The following is a 19,961-nucleotide window of genomic DNA, read 5'->3' as shown; positions in this document are numbered from 1 at the left end:
CTCAAACCTCAGCCAGCACCGCCCCACGCTCTTCCAGCAACTTCACAAAACTGCTCAAACTCTGGGACACGGTGCCGCGCCGCCAGACCAGCCAGGTGCGCAGGAAGCGAAAGCGCGGCGACAGCGGCCAGACGCTGACCGTGGCGCAGCCGGGCATGCTTTCCAGCATGCTGCGGGGCATCAGCGCCAACCCGGCACCGGCGCTGACGCAGGCCAGCATGCCGTGGTAGGACTCCATTTCGTGGATCTTGCCCGGCACCGCGGCGTCCTGGGTAAACCAGCTTTCGAAGTGATGGCGGTAGGAGCAGTTGGCGCGAAAGGCGTAGATGCTTTCGCCGTTGACCTCCCGCGCTCGGGTAATCGGCGCGTGCCCCAGGGGCGCAATCAGCACCATTTCTTCCTCGAACACCGGCAGCCCTTCCAGGGCCGGATGGCGCACCGGGCCGTCGACGAAGGCCGCCACCAGACGCCCGGAGAGCACGCCTTCGATCATGGTCCCCGAGGGGCCGGTGGACAGGTCCAGTTCGACCTTGGCGTATTGCTGGTTGTAGGCCGCCAGCAGCGCCGGGATGCGCACCGCCGCCGTGCTTTCCAGGGAACCCAGGGCAAACGGGCCCTGGGGTTCCTCGCCGGCCACGGTCAGGCGCGCTTCGGCCACCAGGTCGAGAATGCGCCGGGCGTAGTCGAGGAAGTTCCACCCGGCAGGCGACAGGCGCAGGCGGCTCTTCTCGCGGATAAACAACTCCACCCCCAGGTCCTGCTCCAGTTGCTTGATCCGCGTGGTCAGGTTCGACGGCACCCGGTGGATCAATTGCGCCGCAGCGCTGATGCTGCCCTGCTCGGCAACGGCCTTGAAAATTTCCAGCTGGATCAGATCCACTTCATTCTCCAAACGTGAACGACTCGCTTAATATTATTCAGTTTTCAGCAAAGAGCCAGCACCGTAACCTGCCGTCATTCCCACCCAGCAGGACGGTGCCATGAGCCTTGTTTCCAGCCATACCCACGCCTTGTCGATCAACCCCGCCACCGGCGAGCAGATTGGCGCCTACCCCTACCAGTCCGAGGCTGAAACCGACGCCACCCTGGAGCGCGCCGCCCGCGGTTTCGCCCAGTGGAAACGCCAGAGCGTCGCCGAGCGCGCCGCGCACCTGACGGCACTGGCCCAGGCCCTGCGGGACAACAGCGAGGCCATGGCACGGATGATCAGCCTGGAAATGGGCAAGCCCTTGCCCCAGGCCCGGGGCGAAATCGAAAAATGCGCCCAGCTGTGCCTGTGGTACGCCGAGCACGGCCCGGCCATGCTGGCCCCGGAAGCGACCCTGGTGGAAAACAACAAGGCGCGCATCGAGTACCGCCCCCTGGGCCCGCTGCTGGCGGTGATGCCGTGGAACTTCCCGATCTGGCAGGTGCTGCGCGGCGCGGTGCCGGCGCTGCTGGCGGGCAACACCTACGTGCTCAAGCACGCGCCGAACGTCATGGGCAGCGCCTACCTGCTGCTGGACGCCATGCAGCGCGCCGGTTTCCCTGAAGGCGTCTTCGAGCTGCTCAACGTCACCCCGGACGGTGTGTCCCGCGCCATCGCCGACCGCCGCATCGCCGCCGTGACCCTCACCGGCAGCGTGCGCGCCGGCATCGCCATCGGCGCCCAGGCCGGCGCCGCGCTGAAAAAATGCGTGCTGGAACTGGGCGGCTCCGATCCTTTTATCGTGCTCAACGACGCCGATCTGGACGAAGCGGTCAAGGCCGCGGTGATCGGCCGCTATCAGAACACCGGCCAGGTCTGCGCCGCCGCCAAGCGCCTGATCATCGAACAAGGGGTGGTCGCGGAGTTCACGCGCAAATTCGTCGAAGCCACCCGCGCCCTGGTAATGGGCGACCCGCTGGCCAGCGACACCTACCTCGGCCCCATGGCCCGCTTCGACCTGCGCGACGAGCTGCACCAGCAAGTCCAGGCGACCCTGGCCGAAGGCGCCACCCTGCTGCTGGGGGGCGACAAGGTCGAAGGCGCCGGCAACTATTACCAGCCTACGGTGCTGGCGGACGTCACCGAGCAAATGACCGCCTTCAAGCAGGAACTGTTCGGCCCAGTGGCCGCCATCATCAGCGCCCGGGATGCCGAGCACGCCCTGGCACTGGCCAACGACAGCGAGTTCGGCCTCACCGCGACAATCTTCACCCAGGACCTGGAACGGGCCCGGCAGATGACCGACGAACTGGAAACCGGCGGCGTGTTCATCAACGGCTACAGCGCCAGCGACCCCCGGGTGACCTTCGGCGGGGTGAAAAAAAGCGGCTTCGGTCGCGAGCTGTCGCACTTCGGCGTGCGCGAGTTCTGCAATGCGCAGACGGTGTGGCTGGATCGGCGTTAAGGCCGGGCACGGGGCTTGAGCCGCCGGCCAGGCCCTGATGCCAACGGACATTCAGCACTGGCGAGGGGGCTGACACCCTCTGCGCCAGTTCTTGATTGAGCGGCCTGGCTTTAGGCAGCGCAATGCCCTGATTCGCTCAGCGAGTCGCCCACCCTGCTCAGCGAAACTAAGCCCGATCTTGCTGTTTTTTCAGAATTTTCTTGAAGCCCTGCCTGCCCCGACCTTTCTATGATGTTTCTTTTTGATATCACCCGAGGTCCGGCATGTGCGCACCCGCTCAAAAATTCATCGTTCGCCTGCCTGGTGAGCTTCACACCCAAGTCAAGCGCATCGCCAAGCAGGAAAACCGCAGCATGAACAATGAAATCGTCGACCGACTGGAAAAGTCGCTGGTCGCCACCGAAGTCCGTAGCCACGACAAGAAACTCATCAACATCCTGCTGGGCAAGATTGCAACCCTGGAACAACAGATCGAATCCCTGCAAATGAACACCCCTGAACCTGACCGGTAACGCCGTTTCTTTTCATGCATCAGGGCCGCCCCCCTCGGTAACCTGAGCCAATCCCTCTCCCGCCTTTACCCCCGCGCCGCAGCTTGTATGATGGCGCCTGCCCGACAGCACCCAGCGGCAACCGCCAGGCCCTTGCCTGATGCCCGCAGGGCTCCCGCGCTGTTCCTCACTACACACTCAGGTCGACGATCGTAGCCTTCTCAGGAACCTCCCCCGGCTTCTGCCATGGGGACAGCGTCGCCTTCTAGGATTGTTCATGAGCCGGACTCACCCGACGCCCCCCACACGCGCCAGCTCCACAGGATTGCCTTTCAATCGCCTGACCCTGGGCCTGCTGCTGGCCGGTAGCCACGCGGTGGCCAACGCCAGCGGCACCCAGTTACCGACCCAGACCGTCAGTGGCGAAGAGCAATACGGCTATCGCGCCGACAGCGCCTCGGTGGGCGGCTTCAGCGAAACACCGCTGCTGGACACCCCGGCCTCCATCAGCGTGATCAACGAAGAGCTGATCAAGGACCAGCAGGCGCGGCTGCTCAGCGACGTACTGAAGAACGACGCCTCGGTGGGCCAGAGCTACGCGCCGGTGGGCTACTACGAAAACTTCGAGGTGCGCGGCTTCTCCCTGAACGCGGCCAGCAGCTACAAGATCAACAACCGCACCATCACCGGCGAGCAGAACGTCGCCCTGGAAAACAAACAGCGGGTGGAACTGCTCAAGGGCCTTTCCGGCCTGCAAAGCGGGGTCAGCGAACCGGGTGGCTTGATCAACTACGTGACCAAGCGGCCCACGGATATCCGCTCGGTGACCGTCTCCACCGATGATCGCGGCAGCGGTTACCTGGCCACCGACGTCGGCGGCTGGTTCGGCAGCGAACAGCAGTTCGGCCTGCGCGCCAACCTGGCCCATGAAGACCTGCACTCCTACGTCGAGCACACCAACGGCCAGCGCGACTTCGCCTCCCTGGCCTTCGACTGGAACATCAGCCCCGATGCCCTGCTGCAACTGGACATCGAATACCAGAACAAGCAACAACGCTCGGCACCGGGCTATCAACTGCTGGGCGGCTCCAGCCTGCCCCACCACACCTCGCCGAAAAAGCTCCTGGGGCACCAGAGCGGCTCAAAGCCTGTGACCAATGAATCGCTGAACATCGGTGGCAGTTTCGAGTACCGCTTCAACGACGACTGGAAGGGCAACCTCAGTGCGTCGCGCAGCAAGGTGGTGATCGATGACTACAGTTCGTTTGCCTGGGGCGGCTGCACCACCGGCTGCACCAATGCCAACGGCAACTACTTCAGCCCGGAAGGCAACTACGACATCTACGACTTCCGCAGCCCCGACGACACCCGGCGCAACGATGAAGTGCAGGCGGTGCTCAATGGCCGCTTCGACGCAGCTGGTCTGGGCCATGAGTTGAGCGTGGGGACCAGTGCATTTCGCCGCGTGGTGGACCGGCGCGAGTCCATCAATCAATGGATTGGCACGGGCAATATCCAGAGCGAGCCGGAAAACTTCGACCGCTACAACGGCGCCCTCAACGACTCCCACAAACGCCTCGACAGCCGCCAATACGGCCTGTTCCTCAGCGACCGCATCAGCTTCAACGATCAGTGGCAGACCGTCCTCGGCGGGCGTGAAGTGCGCCTCGACGAAGAAAGCTTCGACAAGGACGGCGTGCGCGATCGCCACACCCAGCGCTATGTATTCCTGCCCCAGGCCGCGTTGATCTACAAACCGATCAGCGAACTGTCGCTGTACACCCAATACAGCAAGGGCCTGAGCCTGGGTGGCCAGGCCCCCTGGTTCGCCAGCAACAGTGGCGACACCCTGGCCCCCACCGTCTCCCGCCAAATCGAAACCGGGATCAAATACGACTGGCAACGCATGAGCTTTGCCGCCGCCCTGTTCCAGATGCGCCAGGCCTACCAGTACTCGCGCCCGGACGCTGCAGGCGGTTTCACCTACGTCCAGCAGGGCCAGCAAAAGAACACCGGCCTGGAGCTCTCCGCCAACGGCTGGGCCACCCAGCGCCTGCAAATTGCCGCCAGCGTCGCGGCGATTCGCTCCCGGGTCGAGGGCACCGGCACCCCGGCCTACGAAGGCCATCAAACCCTCAACGTCCCACGCCTGCGGGCCAGCCTCCAAGGCGACTACGCCCTGCCCTGGCTCGACGGCCTGGCCCTGCTGGGCGGCATGCAATACAGCGGCAGCAAATACGCCGACCGCCAGGGCAACGTCGCCACCGGCGCCTACGCCATCTTCAACATCGGCAGCCGCTACAGCACGCGCATTGATGGCTACGACACCGTGTTCCGCCTGACCGTGGACAACCTGTTCGACAAACGCTACTGGCGCGACGCCGGGGAATACATGGGCGACGACTACCTGTTCCAGGGCGCGCCGTTGACGGCGCGGTTGAGTGCTTCGGTGAGTTTCTGATGCAGACCGCCCCTTCCTACCTCTCCCGTAGGAGCCGGCTTGCCGGCGAAGGCGTCCTCAAGACCGCCCTCGCCAGCAGAAAGCACACCCAAATGCAGACCCGCCCCACAGAACGGCCGCTGTAGCACTACCGGGTGCTGACTTGATCGCTTACTTGGTCGCTACTTGGTCGGTTTGTTTGTCGGCATGCCCAGGCCCCGGGAAAGATCAGCAGTTCAACCACCAGTTCAATAGCGTCTCGTCCTCATCGTCGTCGAGGTTTTTATAGACATTGGCGTAGTACCACTCGATCCCGGTTTGCTCGCGGAAGCGATCGAACACCGCATTGATAGGGTCCATGCCATTCCTTGCAGGAACAGCGAATGAAAGGTTCCCCTCGAACAGCCCATCCAGGGTTCCGCCCAGCTCACCAGCGACCTCGTTTTCAAGCGCACTGATCACCGCCGGATCAATGTAATCGGCATAGATCTGAATGCAGAAATTCCCGCCCCGCTTCAGCACTTGCGCCGGAGCATCGGGATTGCGGATTGAAACGATATCGCCCCGCGCCAGGTTCTGTGCCAGCCCCGGTGAAGACAGCAACTCGTAGGTATCCTCATCGATGCGCCGCGCCAGCAACTCCTCGCGAACGGCGCCATCGTCATCGGCCATGTACACCTGAATCAGCACAGGGGATTGCTTGTCATCCATACGAGGCTCCACAGTTTCCACGTTCAACACCTGATCCTTGTTCTGTTACCCAGCGCTTCCATCCCCTGCCTCAGGGCAACGGCTCAAACCGCCCACTGCCCGCATTCCACGCAAACCCCGGCAGCTTGCAGTCCTGAAATCCAATCCGCAGTTGCTCCCCCTCACCCTGCAACTGCAAGGTATCCACCCCCTGATTCGGACAGCCCGGCGCCGTAACCGCCAGGGTCTGCAACAACTTGCCACTGGCCTTGTCCATCACCTCCACCGTCGTGATCCGCTGATCATTGCCCGGCATCGGCACCTGGAAATACCAGCGTTTGGTGGAAGCACTCTGCAACAGCGTGGTGACTGGCTGCGGCCACGAGCGATCCGAATCCACCAGCCCTACCAGCTTCAGCGCAATGGGCAAGGACTTGCCCGTGCGATAACTGGTCCAGGTGCCGCGCACCTGCTCCTGCTGGCGGGAGTTCAGCAAGTCATTGAACTGCAGACGCGCCACCGGCAAGCCCTGCTCGTCCAGCTCATCCATGGCCAGCGTCTTGTTGCTGTAGCTGAAGGTCGGCTTGAGGCGGATCGGCGTGCGATAGCGCTGATAGGCATAGGTGCCCTGGTAGACCGCATTCTGGCTACCCAGGGTCAAGACAATCGCCTGCTTGCCCAAGGTCCCCTCATACACCCCGTGGGACGCCTGCGCCGGCAACAGCCACAGCGCCAACACCAGCACCGCCAGCCCCCGAGCAAAATCAAACCCACGCATCAGAAACGCTCCTCGCCCGACGACAGATATTCCAAACGCTCAGGAGTGATCACCCGGTAATAATCCCAACGCCGAGTGCGCTGGTCGTAATTGATAAAGTCCTGCTTGCTGAACTCCATCTGGCCACTGGGGGAAAAGCGCAGATCACCCTCCACCGCGAACTGCTCCAACTGCGGATGACGCCGATAGGTCCGCAGATCCCGGCTGTACAGGTAATACTGCGTGGGCGAGCACCACACCCGGCCATCCGCCTCCCCCACGCGATAGCCCTGGACCTGAAAGTCCATCCGCGCCTCGGCATGAAAATGCCCGAAGGTCAGCGTCCTGGTGCCCACGGACGACAGACACCACTGCCCGCTAATCTCCTGCACCCGCTTACCGGTGACCCGACTGATCACCCGGATACTGTCCACCTGCGCCACCTCCTCCCCGGCCTTGCGCGCGGCATGCACACTGAAATAGAAATCCCGATCAAACACCGGCTGCAGCAACTCCCCCTCAAACGCCTCCCGCTGACTGCCGCCAAAGCGCGTCACCCGCTGCAACTGCAACGGCTGCTGCGTGCCCGTGCGCAAATCCACCAGACTGCCCTGCAGCGCCTCTGCCCCCTCGGCGAACGGCTGCAACGACACCGCCGTCGCCGGCAGGGTCGGGTTGTCCATGATGTTGATCAAGAGCGCGGAGCCGGGATGGAAAGGGGTGGATTCCAACGCCATGGGCAGGCGCTCGGACTCGGAAAACCAATAGCCGGACATACCGCCGCCGTATTGAGAGTCGTAGGTGAGCGCCAGTTCAACCGGAGTGTCGCCGAGGGTGCCGCGGTAGGTGGTGGTGGGGTTGGCTTGGGCGGTGGGAGCCGCTAGAACGATGCCCAGACAAAGTGCAGGAGTCAGGCGAAAAAGGAAGTGTCGCAAGTAACGCCGTTTACCAGCCCTTGTTTGCGGACTGCTGCCAATGGGCCGGGTCATACCTGCGTTCCTTGCGGTGGGGAAAAGGGGCGCAGGATAGCAAAATCGATTGAAGGTCAGATGGTTTGCCGAGGCCTGGCCCGAATCTGAAATTGTCCAACAGGCTGTTGGACAATTGCCGTGGGGGCCCCACTCTGCTGCCGATTACCAAGCTGAAAGGCCCATACAGTTAGGGTCAGGCACAGCGAATATAAATTCCCTGGAGAGTTCAGCCGGTCCTTACTCGCAATAGAGACCGTTCCTACAGAAGCGCCATTGTCCCGGACCTGCTCTGTCCCTATAGTTTTCTCGTTCGCTGAATTTTGTCAGCGGCAGGGTTTCGCAGCCCAACAGAAAGATTCAAGCAACACAGTCACTGCCAACTCAGGCAAACTTCGCCTGCGTTTCGTTTATGGCAGCTGTGCGTGGGAGACCTTCGGGTCTGCCGGGTTTGTTTCTTTCCTCGGTCTGCGAACCCGCGTACAGCTGCCACCCAGTTGATTCGCAGCAACAGGTGGCGATTTTTCATTTTCTTGGAAGAAACGACACCATGAATACTCAAGATCTATCCGAACGATTTATTCCCATGACCCCAATCGCCAGCGATGGGCCGGTGCTGTTTGTAGACAGCAAGGCGCCGTTGGTGGACTTGCATGCGTGTGCGAGTGAGCGACTGGTGACTGCGCTTGATTATCTGAGCCTGATGGCCTGCATGACGTTGCGTGATGCGAATGATAAGGACATTAGTACCGTAACCAATACAGCTAGGTTGTTGCTACAGGATGTGAGGGACGTGTTGGGGGTGATTGAGACAAAGGGCGTTTAGTGTGTAGTTAAGGCCTAGAAAAGCCGGCCAAAAGCCGGCTTTTTAACTCATTAAACTTATGAATTTAATGAGGTTTTTAGTACGCTTCGTCGCCCCGCGCCATCCACTTAGGACACGTTGCAGCAACCGCCTGATAAGCTACATCACATGGATAGGTCGCCCACAGCCCGACGTAGCTGACTGATGAGCCAGATTGGCTCAAAAAAACCAACTCCGAGTTCGTCGTAAGACGCTTGGTTTTCTCAATGGGTTACCGGTATCGTCCGCACTATAAAAGACTGCCGGGCAGCCTCGATGTTGACCTTCCTGGGTGAAAGAAGGTCATTTTCGTTAATGGCCGCTTCTGACATGGCCATTTCGGCTGTGAATTCGGCCCCCTTCCAAAATCTCGCTTGATGTTCTGGGCACGCAAAAATCGCCCGTAACCACGAACGAGATGGTGAAAACATCAGAATGCTCCAAGCCGACGACTGGCAAGTGCTGACCGTTTGGCAATGCGAGCTGAAAGAAATCGAATTGTTGACGAGTAGGATAAATGAGTTCATTCAAAGCGAGTAACACCCGTCCCCTAGGCATTGACCTCTTTGCTGGTGCTGGCGGCTTGTCCCTCGGCTTCGAGCAAGCAGGCTTCGACATCGCTGCATCGGTGGAGATCGACCCTGTTCATTGCGCTACTCATGAATATAATTTCCCAAATTGTGCGACGATTTGCGCCAGCGTCACCGATATCAGCGGCACAGAGATTCGCCTCCGTGCAGGGTTAGGAGATCGCGACATTGACGTGGTGTTCGGCGGAGCTCCTTGTCAGGGCTTTTCCATGATTGGAAAGCGCGCACTAGACGACTCACGTAACCAGCTCGTGTTTCACTACGTGCGTATCGTCGCTGAGTTGCAGCCTAAGTATTGCGTTTTCGAAAACGTCAAAGGCCTTACTCTCGGTAAGCATGCTGAGTTTCTCAAAGAGCTAATCGCTGCTCTTGGTGAAGCCGGATATGACGTTACCCTTCCCTATAAAGTTCTCAATGCAGCCGACTACGGGGTTCCGCAGGACCGTAAGCGACTATTTCTACTTGGGACGCGAAGGGGGCTGACCGCACCTATCTATCCAGAACCTCAGGTAGAACGCGTGACCGTCGCGGAAGCGATTGAGGATGTTCCGGATGCCAACGCGTTCGATGAGTTACGAGATTGCGACCACGTCAACGCTAGGTGGAATACTAAGGCCAGCTATGCCCGCCGTTTGCGCGGACTTGAAATAGATTCTCTCGACTTCGGTTACGAACGCCTGTTTGCACGCGACTTACTTACCTCAAGCCTACGAACCGAGCACACTGCACTTTCACAAGAACGCTTCTTGGCCACCGAACCAGGGAAAACCGAGCCGGTGAGCCGTTTCCGGAAGTTACCTTTAGACGGTCTGTGCAACACCTTACGCGCGGGCACCGATAGCGCGCGTGGAGCTTTCACATCACCTAGGCCGATTCACCCTACTCTCCCTAGGGTCATTACTGTGCGAGAGGCAGCCCGCCTACATTCATTTCCCGATTGGTTTAGGTTTCATACCACAAAATGGCACGGGTTCCGTCAGATCGGCAACAGCGTTCCTCCGCTGCTGGGGCGCGCTGTAGCCAGTTCAATTATTCAAGCACTCGGTATTGCACCAAGTAAACCGCTGGAAACCTTGAAACTGGGCAACCCTAAACAGTTAAGTTTGGATATGAGCAAAGCGGCTAAGTACTTTGAGGTGCCACACGACACTATTGCTCAGCGCACCCGAAAGGTCGCAATTAAAGAAACGCTGATGGAATTATCTAATGTCTGAGAACAAGGCAGTTCGCAAGCCGAATCGTTACGCCGCGATAATTGAAAGGATCTTTTTTAGCCATTATGAGCCTGGTGCACGGGAGTTTCAGTTTGCCAGAGACGAGATAGTGGATGTAGCTACGCAATTAGAAATCGTATTGCCGAAAAATCTAGGCGATCTCATCTACTCGTTTCGGTATCGCTATGATTTACCTGAAAGTATCCTTGAAACGGCGGAAGAAGGGCTTGAGTGGATAATAGAAGGAAGCGGCCAAGCCCTTTATCGCTTCCGCCTTGCAAAACTGAGCAGAATCGTCCCCAACGAACAACTCATCACTGTGAAGATTCCAGATTCTACGCCTGAGATCATCACTGCTTATGCATTGAGCGATGAGCAGGCTCTGCTTGCCAAGGTTCGTTACAACAGGCTTATCGACATTTTTCTAGGCATCACTGCCTATTCGCTACAGAACCATCTCCGCACCAATTTAAAAGGCATGGGCCAGCTAGAAATCGATGAGGTATACGTCGGCGTTGACCGCCATGGACGCCAATTCATTATCCCCGTACAGGCTAAAGGTGGTTCGGACAAACATGGAGTAGTACAAACCCATCAGGACATAGCGTTTTCCAGAGCAAAGTTCCCGGAGCTACTGTGCCGAGCAGTATCTGCACAGTTCATGAGTAACGATAGGATCGCTATGTTTGAACTTACCGTGCAGGACGGAGAAATCAAGGTAGTAGAAGAAAAACACTATCGGCTTGTGCCTGCGAAGGAAATAAAAGGAGAGGATCTCGCGCTCTACAACCTAAGCGGAAAATGATCCGGATGAATCGTCCCGGGTTTCGTAGACACCTCGTTACCGTGAGTGGACTGCCACCGGCATCGCAGACAACACCAGCCTGCGTAGCCTTCGATAGCGGCTAAAAGATTCGGTAGTCCTGGGATTACCGCACATTTCGGTAGAGCATCAAGCGCGCACTTTCGTGCAGGCCCCGGGTCAGCTCCGCCAGGCGCTGGAACTCTTCGGGGTGTTGCTGCGCCACATCCTCACGCGGTTTGCTCGACACCAAATCATGCAAGGTCGCCCCTCTGCCGTCGTGCTGCATCTGCAACAAAAAAGTCCTTGGTCACGCCGCCAATCACCGGGAAGGTCCCTTCCCTCAATACCAGCGGCACCACCCGCTCCCCCTCCGGTGCAGGCTGTTGAATGTCCCGCACCATGGCGCCATTGGTAAAGGGCATCCCGGCCATGCCGGCCACGGTGGGCAGCAGGTCGGTGAGGCCGACGGCTTCTTCGATCACTCTGGGCTGCAACATGCCTGTAGCCACCCGCCTTGGCGATCTCTATCAGTCGGCCGATGTTGAAGTCCAAGAGGCGCACGGCGTTGTATTGCTCCAGGCTGCGGGAACCGGCGGCCTGGACTTGTTCCAGGGGTAGGTCCTGGGCTTGGAAGCCGTCGTTATCCTTGGGGGTGGTGAAGGGGCGCTGGTTGGCAGGTAGGCGAAGAAAGGCTGGTTTTGGGGGATGGCGCGCAGCAGGCGGTCGCTTTCCTTGAACAGGCCGAGGTCGGAGATGCCCCAGACGTCCACCAGGGTTGATTGCCAATGGCTTTCGTCGTACAGGCGGATGTCGTCGATGCTTCGGCGGATCAGGCCGTTGATGGCGGCCCAGCCGGCGTTGCCGCCGATCAGGTAGAGCTTGTGGTACTCGATATTGCTAAAGCACTCTCAATGATCGGCCACACCCGTGGCCGCGTAGTGAGAGCATCCCATCCCTCCCCTGCTCGCTCTCTTTCCTACTCACTACTGAACTCCCAAACTAGTTGGGAAAAGAATATCCTTACGGCCTCTTACGCTGTTTCGTACAGCGAATCGGGAAACCTACGGATAGCTCCCGCATGCCCCCTGCACCTACCCGCAATCAATCCAACCCTGTTTGCAGCCGCGACGAGCTCGCTCTTGCCCTGAACCGGTATCTCCTTCACCGCAACGGTTTACCCGGTAAGCGCCAACCTGATTTGAAGATGGATACCTGCCCATCGTGACTGCCTGACGCCGACGTTGCTCGCTTGGTGCTCCGGTGCTGGCTTTCCAGCAACCCATTAGAGAAATCCATATGAACCCCAATCCGACAATCGATAACGTATTACGCGTCGCCTTGGTTACAGGATCCACTTCCGGTATCGGCGCAGCCATTGCACGTGTACTAAGCCAGGCAGGCTATGCGGTGGTGATCCATTCGCGAAACTCTGCGGATACGGGACGCGCTATGGCTGCCGAAATGCAGCAGGCGATTTACGTGCAGGCTGATCTTGCTGTCGAAGCTGACAGGGTCAGGCTTATTAACGAGGCGATCGCCGCGTGGGGGCAGCTCGACGTATTGGTCAATAACGCCGGTATTAGCAAAGTGATTCCCCACGGCGACCTTGCCTCGGCCAACTCGACGGTGTGGCACGAACTTAACGAGGTGAATGTCGTGGCGCCGTTCCACCTCGTCACATTGGCCGAGTCGGCATTGCGCGATGCCGCCCGTTACCGTCGAGCAGGTTGCGTCGTAAATATCAGTTCCCATGCCGGTATTCGTCCTAAAGGTGCATCGATTCCCTATGCGGTGAGTAAAGCCGTGCTAAATCACATGACCCGCTTGCTCGCGTTGTCACTGGGGCCAGATATTCGCGTAAACGCTGTGGCGCCTGGCTTGGTCGACACGCCTATGACCGCAGAGTGGACGGGTGCCCAAGAGCTATGGCGAACTCGCGCCCCTATGCGCAGGGCCGCTAGCCCTGACGACATCGCAAAAGCTGTTGTAATGCTGGTCGAGTCGGACTACTTGACCGGCGAGATACTCCTCTCAGACGGCGGGTTGAATCTGACCTAGGTTTAGCGTGCTCCGGTGTAGCAGGTGAGTAGACGAGTCACTCTGTTTCACCGACTCGCCCAAAGGATGGACACCATAGTTTTCAGAGCGGGCTAGGGGACACCGGCGGGTGGATACCCTATCGATTTAAGTGCGGCGGATGACCCGGGCCTCTTCGAAGCAGAGGAAGGCAAAGTGCTCACCCGGGTGCATCGGGTACGGGAAAGAGACAAGAAAATCGTTAAGCGCAAAAAGGAAGAGGCGCTGAAGCAACATGGAGCGCTGCAGTGTGAGGCGTGTGGTTTTAACTTCAGCCAAACCTATGGTGCAGATGTGGAGGGGGTGATTGACGTCCACCACACTAAACCTCTGCACACGCTCCAGCCGGATGACAAAACTAAGCTCGCTGATTTGGCGTTGTTGTGTGCCAATTGCCATCGGGTGGTGCATTCGCAACGCAAGTGGCTGAGTGTGGCTGAAGTGAAGGAGCGCTACCAAACAAACCTAAAATCAAATACCCATTAATGGTTGTTAAATACCATTTCGCTGACAGCTAACGCCTTCTGAGAAAGAAGACAGCTTAAGCGCCCTTGCAAGCTCCAGGGCAGGCCCTACCCCTTAGCTGTTACCTGAAAATTGGTTGATTTAAAGCAGTTGTCGCTCCGCATGACTTTGATCGCGATGCCAATTTTTCCAGATTGCTTCTTCCTCTTTAAACGACTCTGCACACTCAATTCTTGGACGGCGGGTACGCATATCGTGTTTTTTTGTAGAGAACACATAACGATAAGCATGCTCCACAATGATTTTTTCTATCTGCATAGCAAACTCAATGGACACCTTCTTTCCACGAGGAGGCATACGCTGACCAAAACTTGTGAACAATAGATGCTTAGGACTTAGAGGAAGCAGGATAAAGCCACTTTCGCCGCCCCATCTTCCTTTAAAGTTATACGGTTTGCTCAACGTATCCAGGCGTATTACAGGATCGTCACTGGTAGACCATTCGAAATCACCAGGTGCAGTGAAAATCGTCCACTTGTGCTTCATCAGCTCAGGCATCACGTTTTGCAGTACATACCGCGTGGCATCCACCCAAAGCTTGCGGCCAATGAGAGTCTTTGCCTGAATCGTACCGCCTGGTCGATCCGAATGGGGCTCAAAGGTCACTTTTACTGGTGCTGAGTCGAGTTGCTGCTGAGTAGGAACTTGAATGTCCAGACCGAGGCTGGCTTGGGTTTCCAACTGTTTAAGAGTACGCGGGAGCACCTCGTCTAGTTGGCTTGGAAGATGCTCCTGCTGATACACAAGAAACTCCCTTAGTCGGGCAGGCGTCCGAACATCTTGCGCAGCGAGATACCGTATTAAAAGTTCCCAATCTCGCGGAGTTAAGCGCTGCCCAGTTGTCGCCCTCTCAATGGCAGCTTTAGCCGGAGACTCAAACTCGCTATCCAGCCATCGCTCGAACTCGTCGGTTTCACCTTTGGCGTAGGTGTAGACATAAAGGTGCCGATAGTAAGCAATACCTTTGGGCGTGTACTTTTTCCATTGAGGTACGTTGGGGTTTTGAACCAGCAGGCGATAGGCAAGTACTTTGCCCTCAATCGCCCATTGCTTGAGATACAGCTGTGGAACGTAGTGATTGTCATTGTGTTGCTGGGACATGCAGCCTCCTTGCTGACGCTGGCCTGTGGACTTCAACAAAGCTCGATGTTCTCAGCCGTTTTGGCTATAGGTCATCAATCGGGCGCCGAACTTATTAAAGCGACCACTCGATGTCAATCAAGACGACAACACCTGTACCGGAATGTGTGCCAGTACGTTAGTTAATGCGATGAAGTCGAAAGGTCTAACGCACATTCCTATACAGCATCAGGCGTGCCGTTTCGTGCAGCCCCCTAGTCAACTCCAGCAACCGCTGAAACTCTTCGGGGTGTTGCTGGGCCACGTCGTCGCGTGGGGTGGGTGAGGCCAAATCATGCAAAGTCGCGCCACTGCCGTCGTGCTGCATCTGCAACAAAAAGTCCTTGGTCACGCCGCCAATCACTGGAAAGGTCCCTTCCCTCAATACCAGCGGCACCACCCGCTCCCCTTCCGGTGCAGGCTGCTGAATGTCCCGACCCATGGCGCCATTGGTGAAGGGCATCCCGGCCATGCCGGCCACGGTGGGCAGCAGGTCGGCGAGGCCGACGGCTTCTTCGATCACTCTGGGCTGCAACATCCCCGGGGCATGGATCAGCAGCGGTACGTTGTTGCTTTCCAGCCCTAGCTGTTCAAACGCGGGGGCCATGTGGGGGATCTGGCTGATGCGGGTGTTGTGGTCGCCGAAAAACACGAAAATCGTGTTGTCGTAGTAGCCCCCCGCTTTGGCGATCTCCATCAGTCGGCCGATGTTGAAGTCCAGGAGGCGCACGGCGTTGTATTGCTCCAGGCTGCGGGAACCGGCGGCCTGGACTTGTTCCAGGGGCAGGTCCTGGGCTTGAAAGCCGTCGTTGTCCTTGGGGATGGTGAAGGGGCGGTGATTGCCGGAGGTTTGCAGGTAGGCGAAGAACGGTTGGTCCTGGGGGATGGCGCGCAGCAGGCGGTCGCTTTCCTTGAACAGGTCGAGGTCGGAGATGCCCCAGACGTCCACCAGGGGCGATTGCCAGTGGCTTTCGTCGTACAGGCGCACGTTGTCGATGCTCTGGCGGATCAGGCCGTTGATGTTGGCCCAGCCGGCGTTGCCGCCGATCAGGTAGAGCTTGTGGTAGTCGCTGAAGGCGTTGATCAGGCTGTGTTGCCGAGTGATCAGGGGCTGGCGGGTGGCGGTCTCTTGGCGGGTGACGTCGGGCACGCCGGTGATGCTGGCCCACACGGTTTTGGCGGTGCCGGTGACCGGGACGTAGAAGTGTTTGAAGAACCAGCTCTGGCTGGCCAGGCGGTCGAGGTTGGGGGTGGGGTTGAGCGGGTTGCCGTAGGCGCCCACGGCGCTGGTGCCGAGGGATTCGAGCATGACGAAGATGACGTTAGGCGGCCGGGGGCGGTCGATGCGGTACGGCTGCACGCCTTGTTGGCGGGTGAAGTTCAGGCGCTGCGAGTCCGGGTGGTCGACGCCGAGGTAACGGGCCAGGGCCGGGTAGTGTTGGCGCACTTGGGCTTCGTCGTACTGGGCTTGGCCGGCCTTGAGGGTGTCGTAGAAGAACAGCACGGGGTTGAGGCCCAGGGCGGCGATCTGGCTGTTGCCGGAGAAGTAGGCGTCGCTCCAGCGCAGGGGCACGGGGTTTTCCAGGTTGAGGTTTTCTACCCGGCCCAGCAGGGCGAGGAACACGGCGGCGATGCCCAGGGCGCTGACGCTGGCCAGGGACCAGCGGCCCAGGGGTTGCGCCGGGCGGTCTAGGGTCAGGCGTTCCAGGCGCAGCAAGGCGTAGCACCACAGGCTCAGGGCGCTGCCCCAGGCGAGGACGATCCACAGCACCGGGTAGCTTTCCCAGAGCATTTGCTGGGAGATCTGTGCGTCGTCCAGGTAGCGCAGCACCGTGGCGTTGATGCGTACGCCCAGGTAGGCGTAGTGGCCGAAGTCGATGATGTACAGCAGCCCTACCCCGCCCAGCACCAGCAGCAAGTAGACCCGGGCCAGCCAGCGCAAAGTTGGCAGGCGCAGCAGGTTCCAGCGCGGCAGCCAGGCCAGCAGGGCCAGGGGCAGCAGTAGCAGCAGGGCCAGGCGCAGGTCGAAGCGCAGGCCGATGCCGAGGGTCTGCAGAATGGCCTCGCGCTGGTCGGCGGCGCTCAGGTCCACCCCGGAAAAACCCACGGCGAACAGCAGCCGCAGCAGTGCCAGCAAGCCGAATACCAGCCCGATTGCGCCCACGCCGTAGCGCAGGCGGCGTGATTGCAACCCGCCCATCATTGACCTCTGTGTGGTGTTGTCGAAGGCCGCGGCGCGGCCGGTTGGTTTACCCGGCAAGGGGCTGCCCGCGGCTGCGCTGGGTGACGCGGCGCCACAGCCACAGCAGCAGCGCGCCGCTGCCGGCGATCAGGCAGTAGCCCGCCAGCAGCGGGTCCAGCAGGTAGTCCCAGTAGTTTTCCGAAGGCTTGAGGCGCAGGGCAAAGGCCAGGGTCCCGGCTGCCAGCATCAGTACCCCCAGCAGGTTGCGCTGCCACAGCAGCACCAGCGCCGCCAGGCCCATCAGCACGATCATCGGCCGTGGGTTGTAGCCCCAGCGGTAGGGGTCGAGGTAGGTCAGGCCCAGGGTCGCGGGGTACAGGCTCAGGGTCAGGCCGATAAACAGCAGCAGGACCTGCACCCGCTGTTTGGCTGGCAAGGGCGCAATCACCCCCAAGTGCCGCAGGCTGACCCAGCCCAGCAGCACCAGGGTGCTGATGGCCAGATCATCGGTGAAGCTGCGTACATAGGCCGCCAGCGGCAGCTGGTTCAGCGGAATAAAGCTGACCAGCGCCAGCACGGGCAGCAGCCAGGGCCGCCAGGGTGCGGTCAGGCGCAGGCTGCCAAGCAGCACAAAGCCCAGGAGGATAAAACTCAGGTGGGCTTGCCATAGCGACATCATCACAAGCGCTCCGCCAGCCACGCCGCGTTGAAGCTGACGTGCTTGATAAAGGTGTTGTTCCAGGAATAGACCAGGTGGTACAGGCCGTCCGCCCCGCGGCTGAAGTAGGGGTATTCGTACTCGAAGTCGCAGCCCTGGGGCTTGCACACCCGATAGTCGAGGTTGCTCAGAAAGCGCTGTTCCAGGGGCAGGCGTCGGGCGCCGCTGGAGGCGCGGAAGCCTTCACCGATGATGTCCTTGTAGGCCTCGTGGGAAAACGGCTGGCCCAGGGGATCGGGGGACTGGTCCAGTTCCACCAGCGGGCGCCATTGGCTGAGGCCGGCGTCAGTGCCGTACAGGCTGAGCTTGAAGCGCCCGTCCTGCAGGTCGTTGAGGGCCACCAGCAGGCCCTGGTCGTCGGTGCCCACTGCCGCCAGGGAGGAATTGGGGTTGGACGGTTGCAGCGGATAGGGCTCGCTCCAGGTCTGCCCGGCGTCTTCGGTGCGGCTGGCCAGGACCTTGTGGTGGGTGTCGCCGGCGTAGCGCAGCATGGCCACGGCGCGGCGTTCGTCCAGGGGCACGATGGTCGGTTGCAGGGAGTGCTTGCCACGGCTGATGCGGAATTTGTCGATCACCGCACCGTCGGCGCTCAGGTACAGGTACTCGGCGAACTTGCCCATGAACTCGTGGTACACCGGCAGGCCGATCGAGCCGTCGGCATGGAACACCGGCGCGGCGCGCACCAGGGTGCTGATGTTGAAGAACGGCGAGGTCACCAGCTGTCGCGGCGCCGACCAGCTGCGCCCCAGGTCGTCGGAAACCATCAGGTTGATGGCGCTGGTGGCCCAGCCGCCCACCGACACCGATACGTAGAACATCCATAGGCGCTGGTCCGGGCCCAGGGCGATCACCGGGTTGCCGAGCTTGCGGATATAGCGCCCGGTGCCGTCACGGGTCGACTCCCGGGTGGCCAGCACCTGCTCGGCGCCCCACTCTCCAGTCTTGGCGTCAAAGCGTGCGCTGCGCACCTGGACGTCGGCGGCGCCTTCCCGGGAGCCGGCGAACCACACGGCCATCAGGTCGCCGCCGGGCAAGGCGGTCACCGAGGACGAATGCACGAAGTCATCCAGGTCCGAGGAGACGAAGCGGCTGTTGTATTGCGGCGTACTGTTGGTCGTAGCCGTCTCGCTGCTGACCGCGGCCTGGGCAAACGGCGCCAGCTGATAGGGAGGATGGCTGCGCCAGGCGGCGATAAAGACGGCGGCCAAGAGCAGGCTGCTGCAGATGAAGCTCAGGCGAAAGGACAGCGCACGCATACAGGAGCCCGTGGCAAATTCTGGGTGGGGTACAAGGGAAAAAACATTAGTGCCGATCACTGTCCGGCAAGGGTCGGCGGCGGCCGGTGAGCATCGACAACGGCAAGTTGTCGCGCACTTGGAAGCTTTCAAAAATCGCCGCGCACACATGCAGCAGCACCAGGCCCAGCAGCACATCGGCGCTGGTTTCGTGCACCTGCAGCGGCCAGTCGGCGCCCCACAGGGCATCGACCTCTTCCATCAGGAAACCGCTGATGCCGATCAGCAACAGGGCCAGCAGCATCAGCAGCATCACTAAGGCACCGAGGGGTGAATGCCCCAGGCGATGCTCGGGGCGCCCGGCCCGCAGCGAGCGTAGATGCCGCGCCAGCCGGGCCCGGGTCGGCCAGAAGTCGGACCAGCGCGCACTGCGCGGCCCGACAAATCCCCACAGCGTGCGCAGCAGCAGCCAGGCCATGGCGTAGTAGCCGAGCCAGACATGCCAGTCGTCACCGGCTTCATTGAAGAAGTAGTTGCCGATAAAGACCCCGGCGATGGACAGGTGAAACAGTCGCACCAGCGGGTCCCACAGCCGCAGGGAAGCGTGCGGCATCAGCCTTTGATCTCGGTCTTCACCGCCTTGCCGGTGACCGGGTCGTGGTAGATCTCGACCTTGCGCTGGTCCTTGTCGAAGCCGTAGATCTCGTAGCAGTTGCCGTCAGTGACCTTGAACTTGTTGATCTGATAGCCCTGGGCCTTGAGCTGGTCCTGGAAGGCTTGCGGGTCTTGCCATTGCGAACGTTCGGCGGTGGTGCATTGCGGGCCGGCGATGGCCAGGGGGCTGGCGAGAACCAGGGACAGCAGCAGGACTTTGCGCATAGAGAAACGCTCCGGTAATGGGGGAGATTGCACTGTGCAAAACCAAGCTTAGTGAA

At 60.0% G+C, this 19,961-nt stretch carries 19 protein-coding genes and 1 pseudogene; 9 read left to right on the top strand and 11 right to left on the bottom strand.

Going from position 1 to position 19,961, the window contains the following annotated elements; all coding sequences use genetic code 11:
- Position 1: 1 nt before the first annotated feature.
- Positions 2–880, bottom strand: a complete 879-nt coding sequence (gene ptrR / locus PQT43_RS10040; protein WP_272753796.1) for a putrescine utilization regulator PtrR — start codon at positions 878–880, stop codon at positions 2–4.
- A gap of 100 nt (positions 881–980) precedes the next feature.
- Here ptrR and PQT43_RS10035 point away from each other — a divergent pair, with 100 nt between their 5' ends.
- From PQT43_RS10035 to PQT43_RS10025, 3 genes are all read left to right on the top strand, one after another.
- Positions 981–2,372, top strand: a complete 1,392-nt coding sequence (locus PQT43_RS10035; RefSeq protein ID WP_272753795.1) for an aldehyde dehydrogenase family protein — start codon at positions 981–983, stop codon at positions 2,370–2,372.
- Positions 2,373–2,635: 263 nt separating this feature from the next.
- On the top strand, positions 2,636–2,884 hold the full coding sequence (locus PQT43_RS10030) for an Arc family DNA-binding protein (protein ID WP_102881746.1): 249 nt from the start codon (positions 2,636–2,638) through the stop codon (positions 2,882–2,884).
- A gap of 256 nt (positions 2,885–3,140) precedes the next feature.
- Positions 3,141–5,324 carry a TonB-dependent siderophore receptor gene (locus PQT43_RS10025; protein WP_272753794.1) on the top strand — a complete coding sequence of 728 codons (2,184 nt, stop codon included), beginning with the start codon at positions 3,141–3,143 and terminating at the stop codon, positions 5,322–5,324.
- A gap of 207 nt (positions 5,325–5,531) precedes the next feature.
- Here the strand turns inward: PQT43_RS10025 and PQT43_RS10020 are convergent, their stop codons facing one another.
- The 3 genes from PQT43_RS10020 to PQT43_RS10010 all read right to left on the bottom strand — a co-directional run bounded on the left by PQT43_RS10020 (position 5,532) and on the right by PQT43_RS10010 (position 7,739).
- On the bottom strand, positions 5,532–6,014 hold the full coding sequence (locus PQT43_RS10020) for a DUF4265 domain-containing protein (protein ID WP_272753793.1): 483 nt from the start codon (positions 6,012–6,014) through the stop codon (positions 5,532–5,534).
- A 70-nt stretch (positions 6,015–6,084) separates the two neighbouring features.
- A complete protein-coding gene (locus PQT43_RS10015; protein WP_267268569.1) occupies positions 6,085–6,771 on the bottom strand; it encodes a hypothetical protein in 687 nt (228 codons plus the stop codon).
- On the bottom strand, positions 6,771–7,739 hold the full coding sequence (locus PQT43_RS10010) for a hypothetical protein (RefSeq protein ID WP_272753792.1): 969 nt from the start codon (positions 7,737–7,739) through the stop codon (positions 6,771–6,773). Before PQT43_RS10010 ends, PQT43_RS10015 begins: the two co-directional genes overlap by 1 nt.
- A gap of 529 nt (positions 7,740–8,268) precedes the next feature.
- Here PQT43_RS10010 and PQT43_RS10005 point away from each other — a divergent pair.
- From PQT43_RS10005 to PQT43_RS09990, 4 genes are all read left to right on the top strand, one after another.
- Positions 8,269–8,544 carry a fructose-bisphosphate aldolase gene (locus PQT43_RS10005; RefSeq protein ID WP_272753791.1) on the top strand — a complete coding sequence of 92 codons (276 nt, stop codon included), beginning with the start codon at positions 8,269–8,271 and terminating at the stop codon, positions 8,542–8,544.
- 245 nt (positions 8,545–8,789) lie between these two features.
- Positions 8,790–8,858, top strand: a complete 69-nt coding sequence (locus PQT43_RS10000) for a hypothetical protein (protein ID WP_272753939.1) — start codon at positions 8,790–8,792, stop codon at positions 8,856–8,858.
- A gap of 221 nt (positions 8,859–9,079) precedes the next feature.
- Positions 9,080–10,366, top strand: coding sequence for a DNA cytosine methyltransferase (locus PQT43_RS09995; protein WP_272753790.1), 1,287 nt, complete (start codon positions 9,080–9,082; stop codon positions 10,364–10,366).
- Complete coding sequence (locus PQT43_RS09990; RefSeq protein ID WP_272753789.1) at positions 10,359–11,171, top strand: endonuclease; 813 nt, start codon at positions 10,359–10,361, stop codon at positions 11,169–11,171. The genes PQT43_RS09995 and PQT43_RS09990 overlap by 8 nt, the downstream gene beginning before the upstream one ends.
- Before the next feature lie 124 nt (positions 11,172–11,295).
- Here the strand turns inward: PQT43_RS09990 and PQT43_RS09985 are convergent.
- A pseudogene (locus tag PQT43_RS09985) lies at positions 11,296–12,058 on the bottom strand (sulfatase); the annotation flags it as partial.
- Positions 12,059–12,467: 409 nt separating this feature from the next.
- Here PQT43_RS09985 and PQT43_RS09980 point away from each other — a divergent pair.
- Complete coding sequence (locus tag PQT43_RS09980; RefSeq protein WP_272753787.1) at positions 12,468–13,229, top strand: SDR family NAD(P)-dependent oxidoreductase; 762 nt, start codon at positions 12,468–12,470, stop codon at positions 13,227–13,229.
- Positions 13,230–13,403: 174 nt separating this feature from the next.
- On the top strand, positions 13,404–13,733 hold the full coding sequence (locus tag PQT43_RS09975; protein ID WP_272753786.1) for an HNH endonuclease: 330 nt from the start codon (positions 13,404–13,406) through the stop codon (positions 13,731–13,733).
- A 120-nt stretch (positions 13,734–13,853) separates the two neighbouring features.
- Here PQT43_RS09975 and PQT43_RS09970 read toward each other — a convergent pair whose 3' ends face one another.
- The 6 genes from PQT43_RS09970 to PQT43_RS09945 all read right to left on the bottom strand — a co-directional run bounded on the left by PQT43_RS09970 (position 13,854) and on the right by PQT43_RS09945 (position 19,905).
- The gene (locus PQT43_RS09970; RefSeq protein WP_272753785.1) at positions 13,854–14,873 is read right to left on the bottom strand and encodes a DUF4238 domain-containing protein; all 1,020 of its coding nucleotides are present in this window, start codon (positions 14,871–14,873) and stop codon (positions 13,854–13,856) included.
- Positions 14,874–15,057: 184 nt separating this feature from the next.
- The gene (locus tag PQT43_RS09965; RefSeq protein WP_272753784.1) at positions 15,058–17,091 is read right to left on the bottom strand and encodes an LTA synthase family protein; all 2,034 of its coding nucleotides are present in this window, start codon (positions 17,089–17,091) and stop codon (positions 15,058–15,060) included.
- Positions 17,092–17,140: 49 nt separating this feature from the next.
- Positions 17,141–17,752: a hypothetical protein gene (locus tag PQT43_RS09960; RefSeq protein WP_272753783.1), complete on the bottom strand. Its 612-nt coding sequence runs from the start codon at positions 17,750–17,752 to the stop codon at positions 17,141–17,143.
- The gene (locus PQT43_RS09955) at positions 17,752–19,047 is read right to left on the bottom strand and encodes a sialidase family protein (RefSeq protein ID WP_272753782.1); all 1,296 of its coding nucleotides are present in this window, start codon (positions 19,045–19,047) and stop codon (positions 17,752–17,754) included. Before PQT43_RS09955 ends, PQT43_RS09960 begins: the two co-directional genes overlap by 1 nt.
- Positions 19,048–19,093: 46 nt before the next feature.
- Positions 19,094–19,639: a cytochrome b/b6 domain-containing protein gene (locus PQT43_RS09950; protein WP_267268574.1), complete on the bottom strand. Its 546-nt coding sequence runs from the start codon at positions 19,637–19,639 to the stop codon at positions 19,094–19,096.
- Positions 19,639–19,905: a PepSY domain-containing protein gene (locus PQT43_RS09945; protein ID WP_110596106.1), complete on the bottom strand. Its 267-nt coding sequence runs from the start codon at positions 19,903–19,905 to the stop codon at positions 19,639–19,641. The genes PQT43_RS09950 and PQT43_RS09945 overlap by 1 nt, the downstream gene beginning before the upstream one ends.
- Positions 19,906–19,961 lie beyond the last annotated feature (56 nt).

The organism is Pseudomonas sp. BLCC-B112 (genome assembly GCF_028550695.1).
GTDB classification, from domain to species: domain Bacteria; phylum Pseudomonadota; class Gammaproteobacteria; order Pseudomonadales; family Pseudomonadaceae; genus Aquipseudomonas; species Aquipseudomonas danubii.
Note: the sequence above shows the minus strand (reverse complement) of the source record. Positions and strands in the feature narration are given on the sequence as shown.

Coding starts and splice junctions, on each gene's coding strand:
- PQT43_RS10035 (WP_272753795.1), top strand. CDS start 981: ATGAGCCTTGTTTCCAGCCATACCCACGCCTTGTCGATCAACCCCGCC.
- PQT43_RS10030 (WP_102881746.1), top strand. CDS start 2,636: ATGTGCGCACCCGCTCAAAAATTCATCGTTCGCCTGCCTGGTGAGCTT.
- PQT43_RS10025 (WP_272753794.1), top strand. CDS start 3,141: ATGAGCCGGACTCACCCGACGCCCCCCACACGCGCCAGCTCCACAGGA.
- PQT43_RS10020 (WP_272753793.1), bottom strand. CDS start 6,014: ATGGATGACAAGCAATCCCCTGTGCTGATTCAGGTGTACATGGCCGAT.
- PQT43_RS10015 (WP_267268569.1), bottom strand. CDS start 6,771: ATGCGTGGGTTTGATTTTGCTCGGGGGCTGGCGGTGCTGGTGTTGGCG.
- PQT43_RS10010 (WP_272753792.1), bottom strand. CDS start 7,739: ATGACCCGGCCCATTGGCAGCAGTCCGCAAACAAGGGCTGGTAAACGG.
- PQT43_RS10005 (WP_272753791.1), top strand. CDS start 8,269: ATGAATACTCAAGATCTATCCGAACGATTTATTCCCATGACCCCAATC.
- PQT43_RS09995 (WP_272753790.1), top strand. CDS start 9,080: ATGAGTTCATTCAAAGCGAGTAACACCCGTCCCCTAGGCATTGACCTC.
- PQT43_RS09990 (WP_272753789.1), top strand. CDS start 10,359: ATGTCTGAGAACAAGGCAGTTCGCAAGCCGAATCGTTACGCCGCGATA.
- PQT43_RS09980 (WP_272753787.1), top strand. CDS start 12,468: ATGAACCCCAATCCGACAATCGATAACGTATTACGCGTCGCCTTGGTT.
- PQT43_RS09970 (WP_272753785.1), bottom strand. CDS start 14,873: ATGTCCCAGCAACACAATGACAATCACTACGTTCCACAGCTGTATCTC.
- PQT43_RS09965 (WP_272753784.1), bottom strand. CDS start 17,091: ATGGGCGGGTTGCAATCACGCCGCCTGCGCTACGGCGTGGGCGCAATC.
- PQT43_RS09960 (WP_272753783.1), bottom strand. CDS start 17,752: ATGATGTCGCTATGGCAAGCCCACCTGAGTTTTATCCTCCTGGGCTTT.
- PQT43_RS09955 (WP_272753782.1), bottom strand. CDS start 19,047: ATGCGTGCGCTGTCCTTTCGCCTGAGCTTCATCTGCAGCAGCCTGCTC.
- PQT43_RS09950 (WP_267268574.1), bottom strand. CDS start 19,639: ATGCCGCACGCTTCCCTGCGGCTGTGGGACCCGCTGGTGCGACTGTTT.
- PQT43_RS09945 (WP_110596106.1), bottom strand. CDS start 19,905: ATGCGCAAAGTCCTGCTGCTGTCCCTGGTTCTCGCCAGCCCCCTGGCC.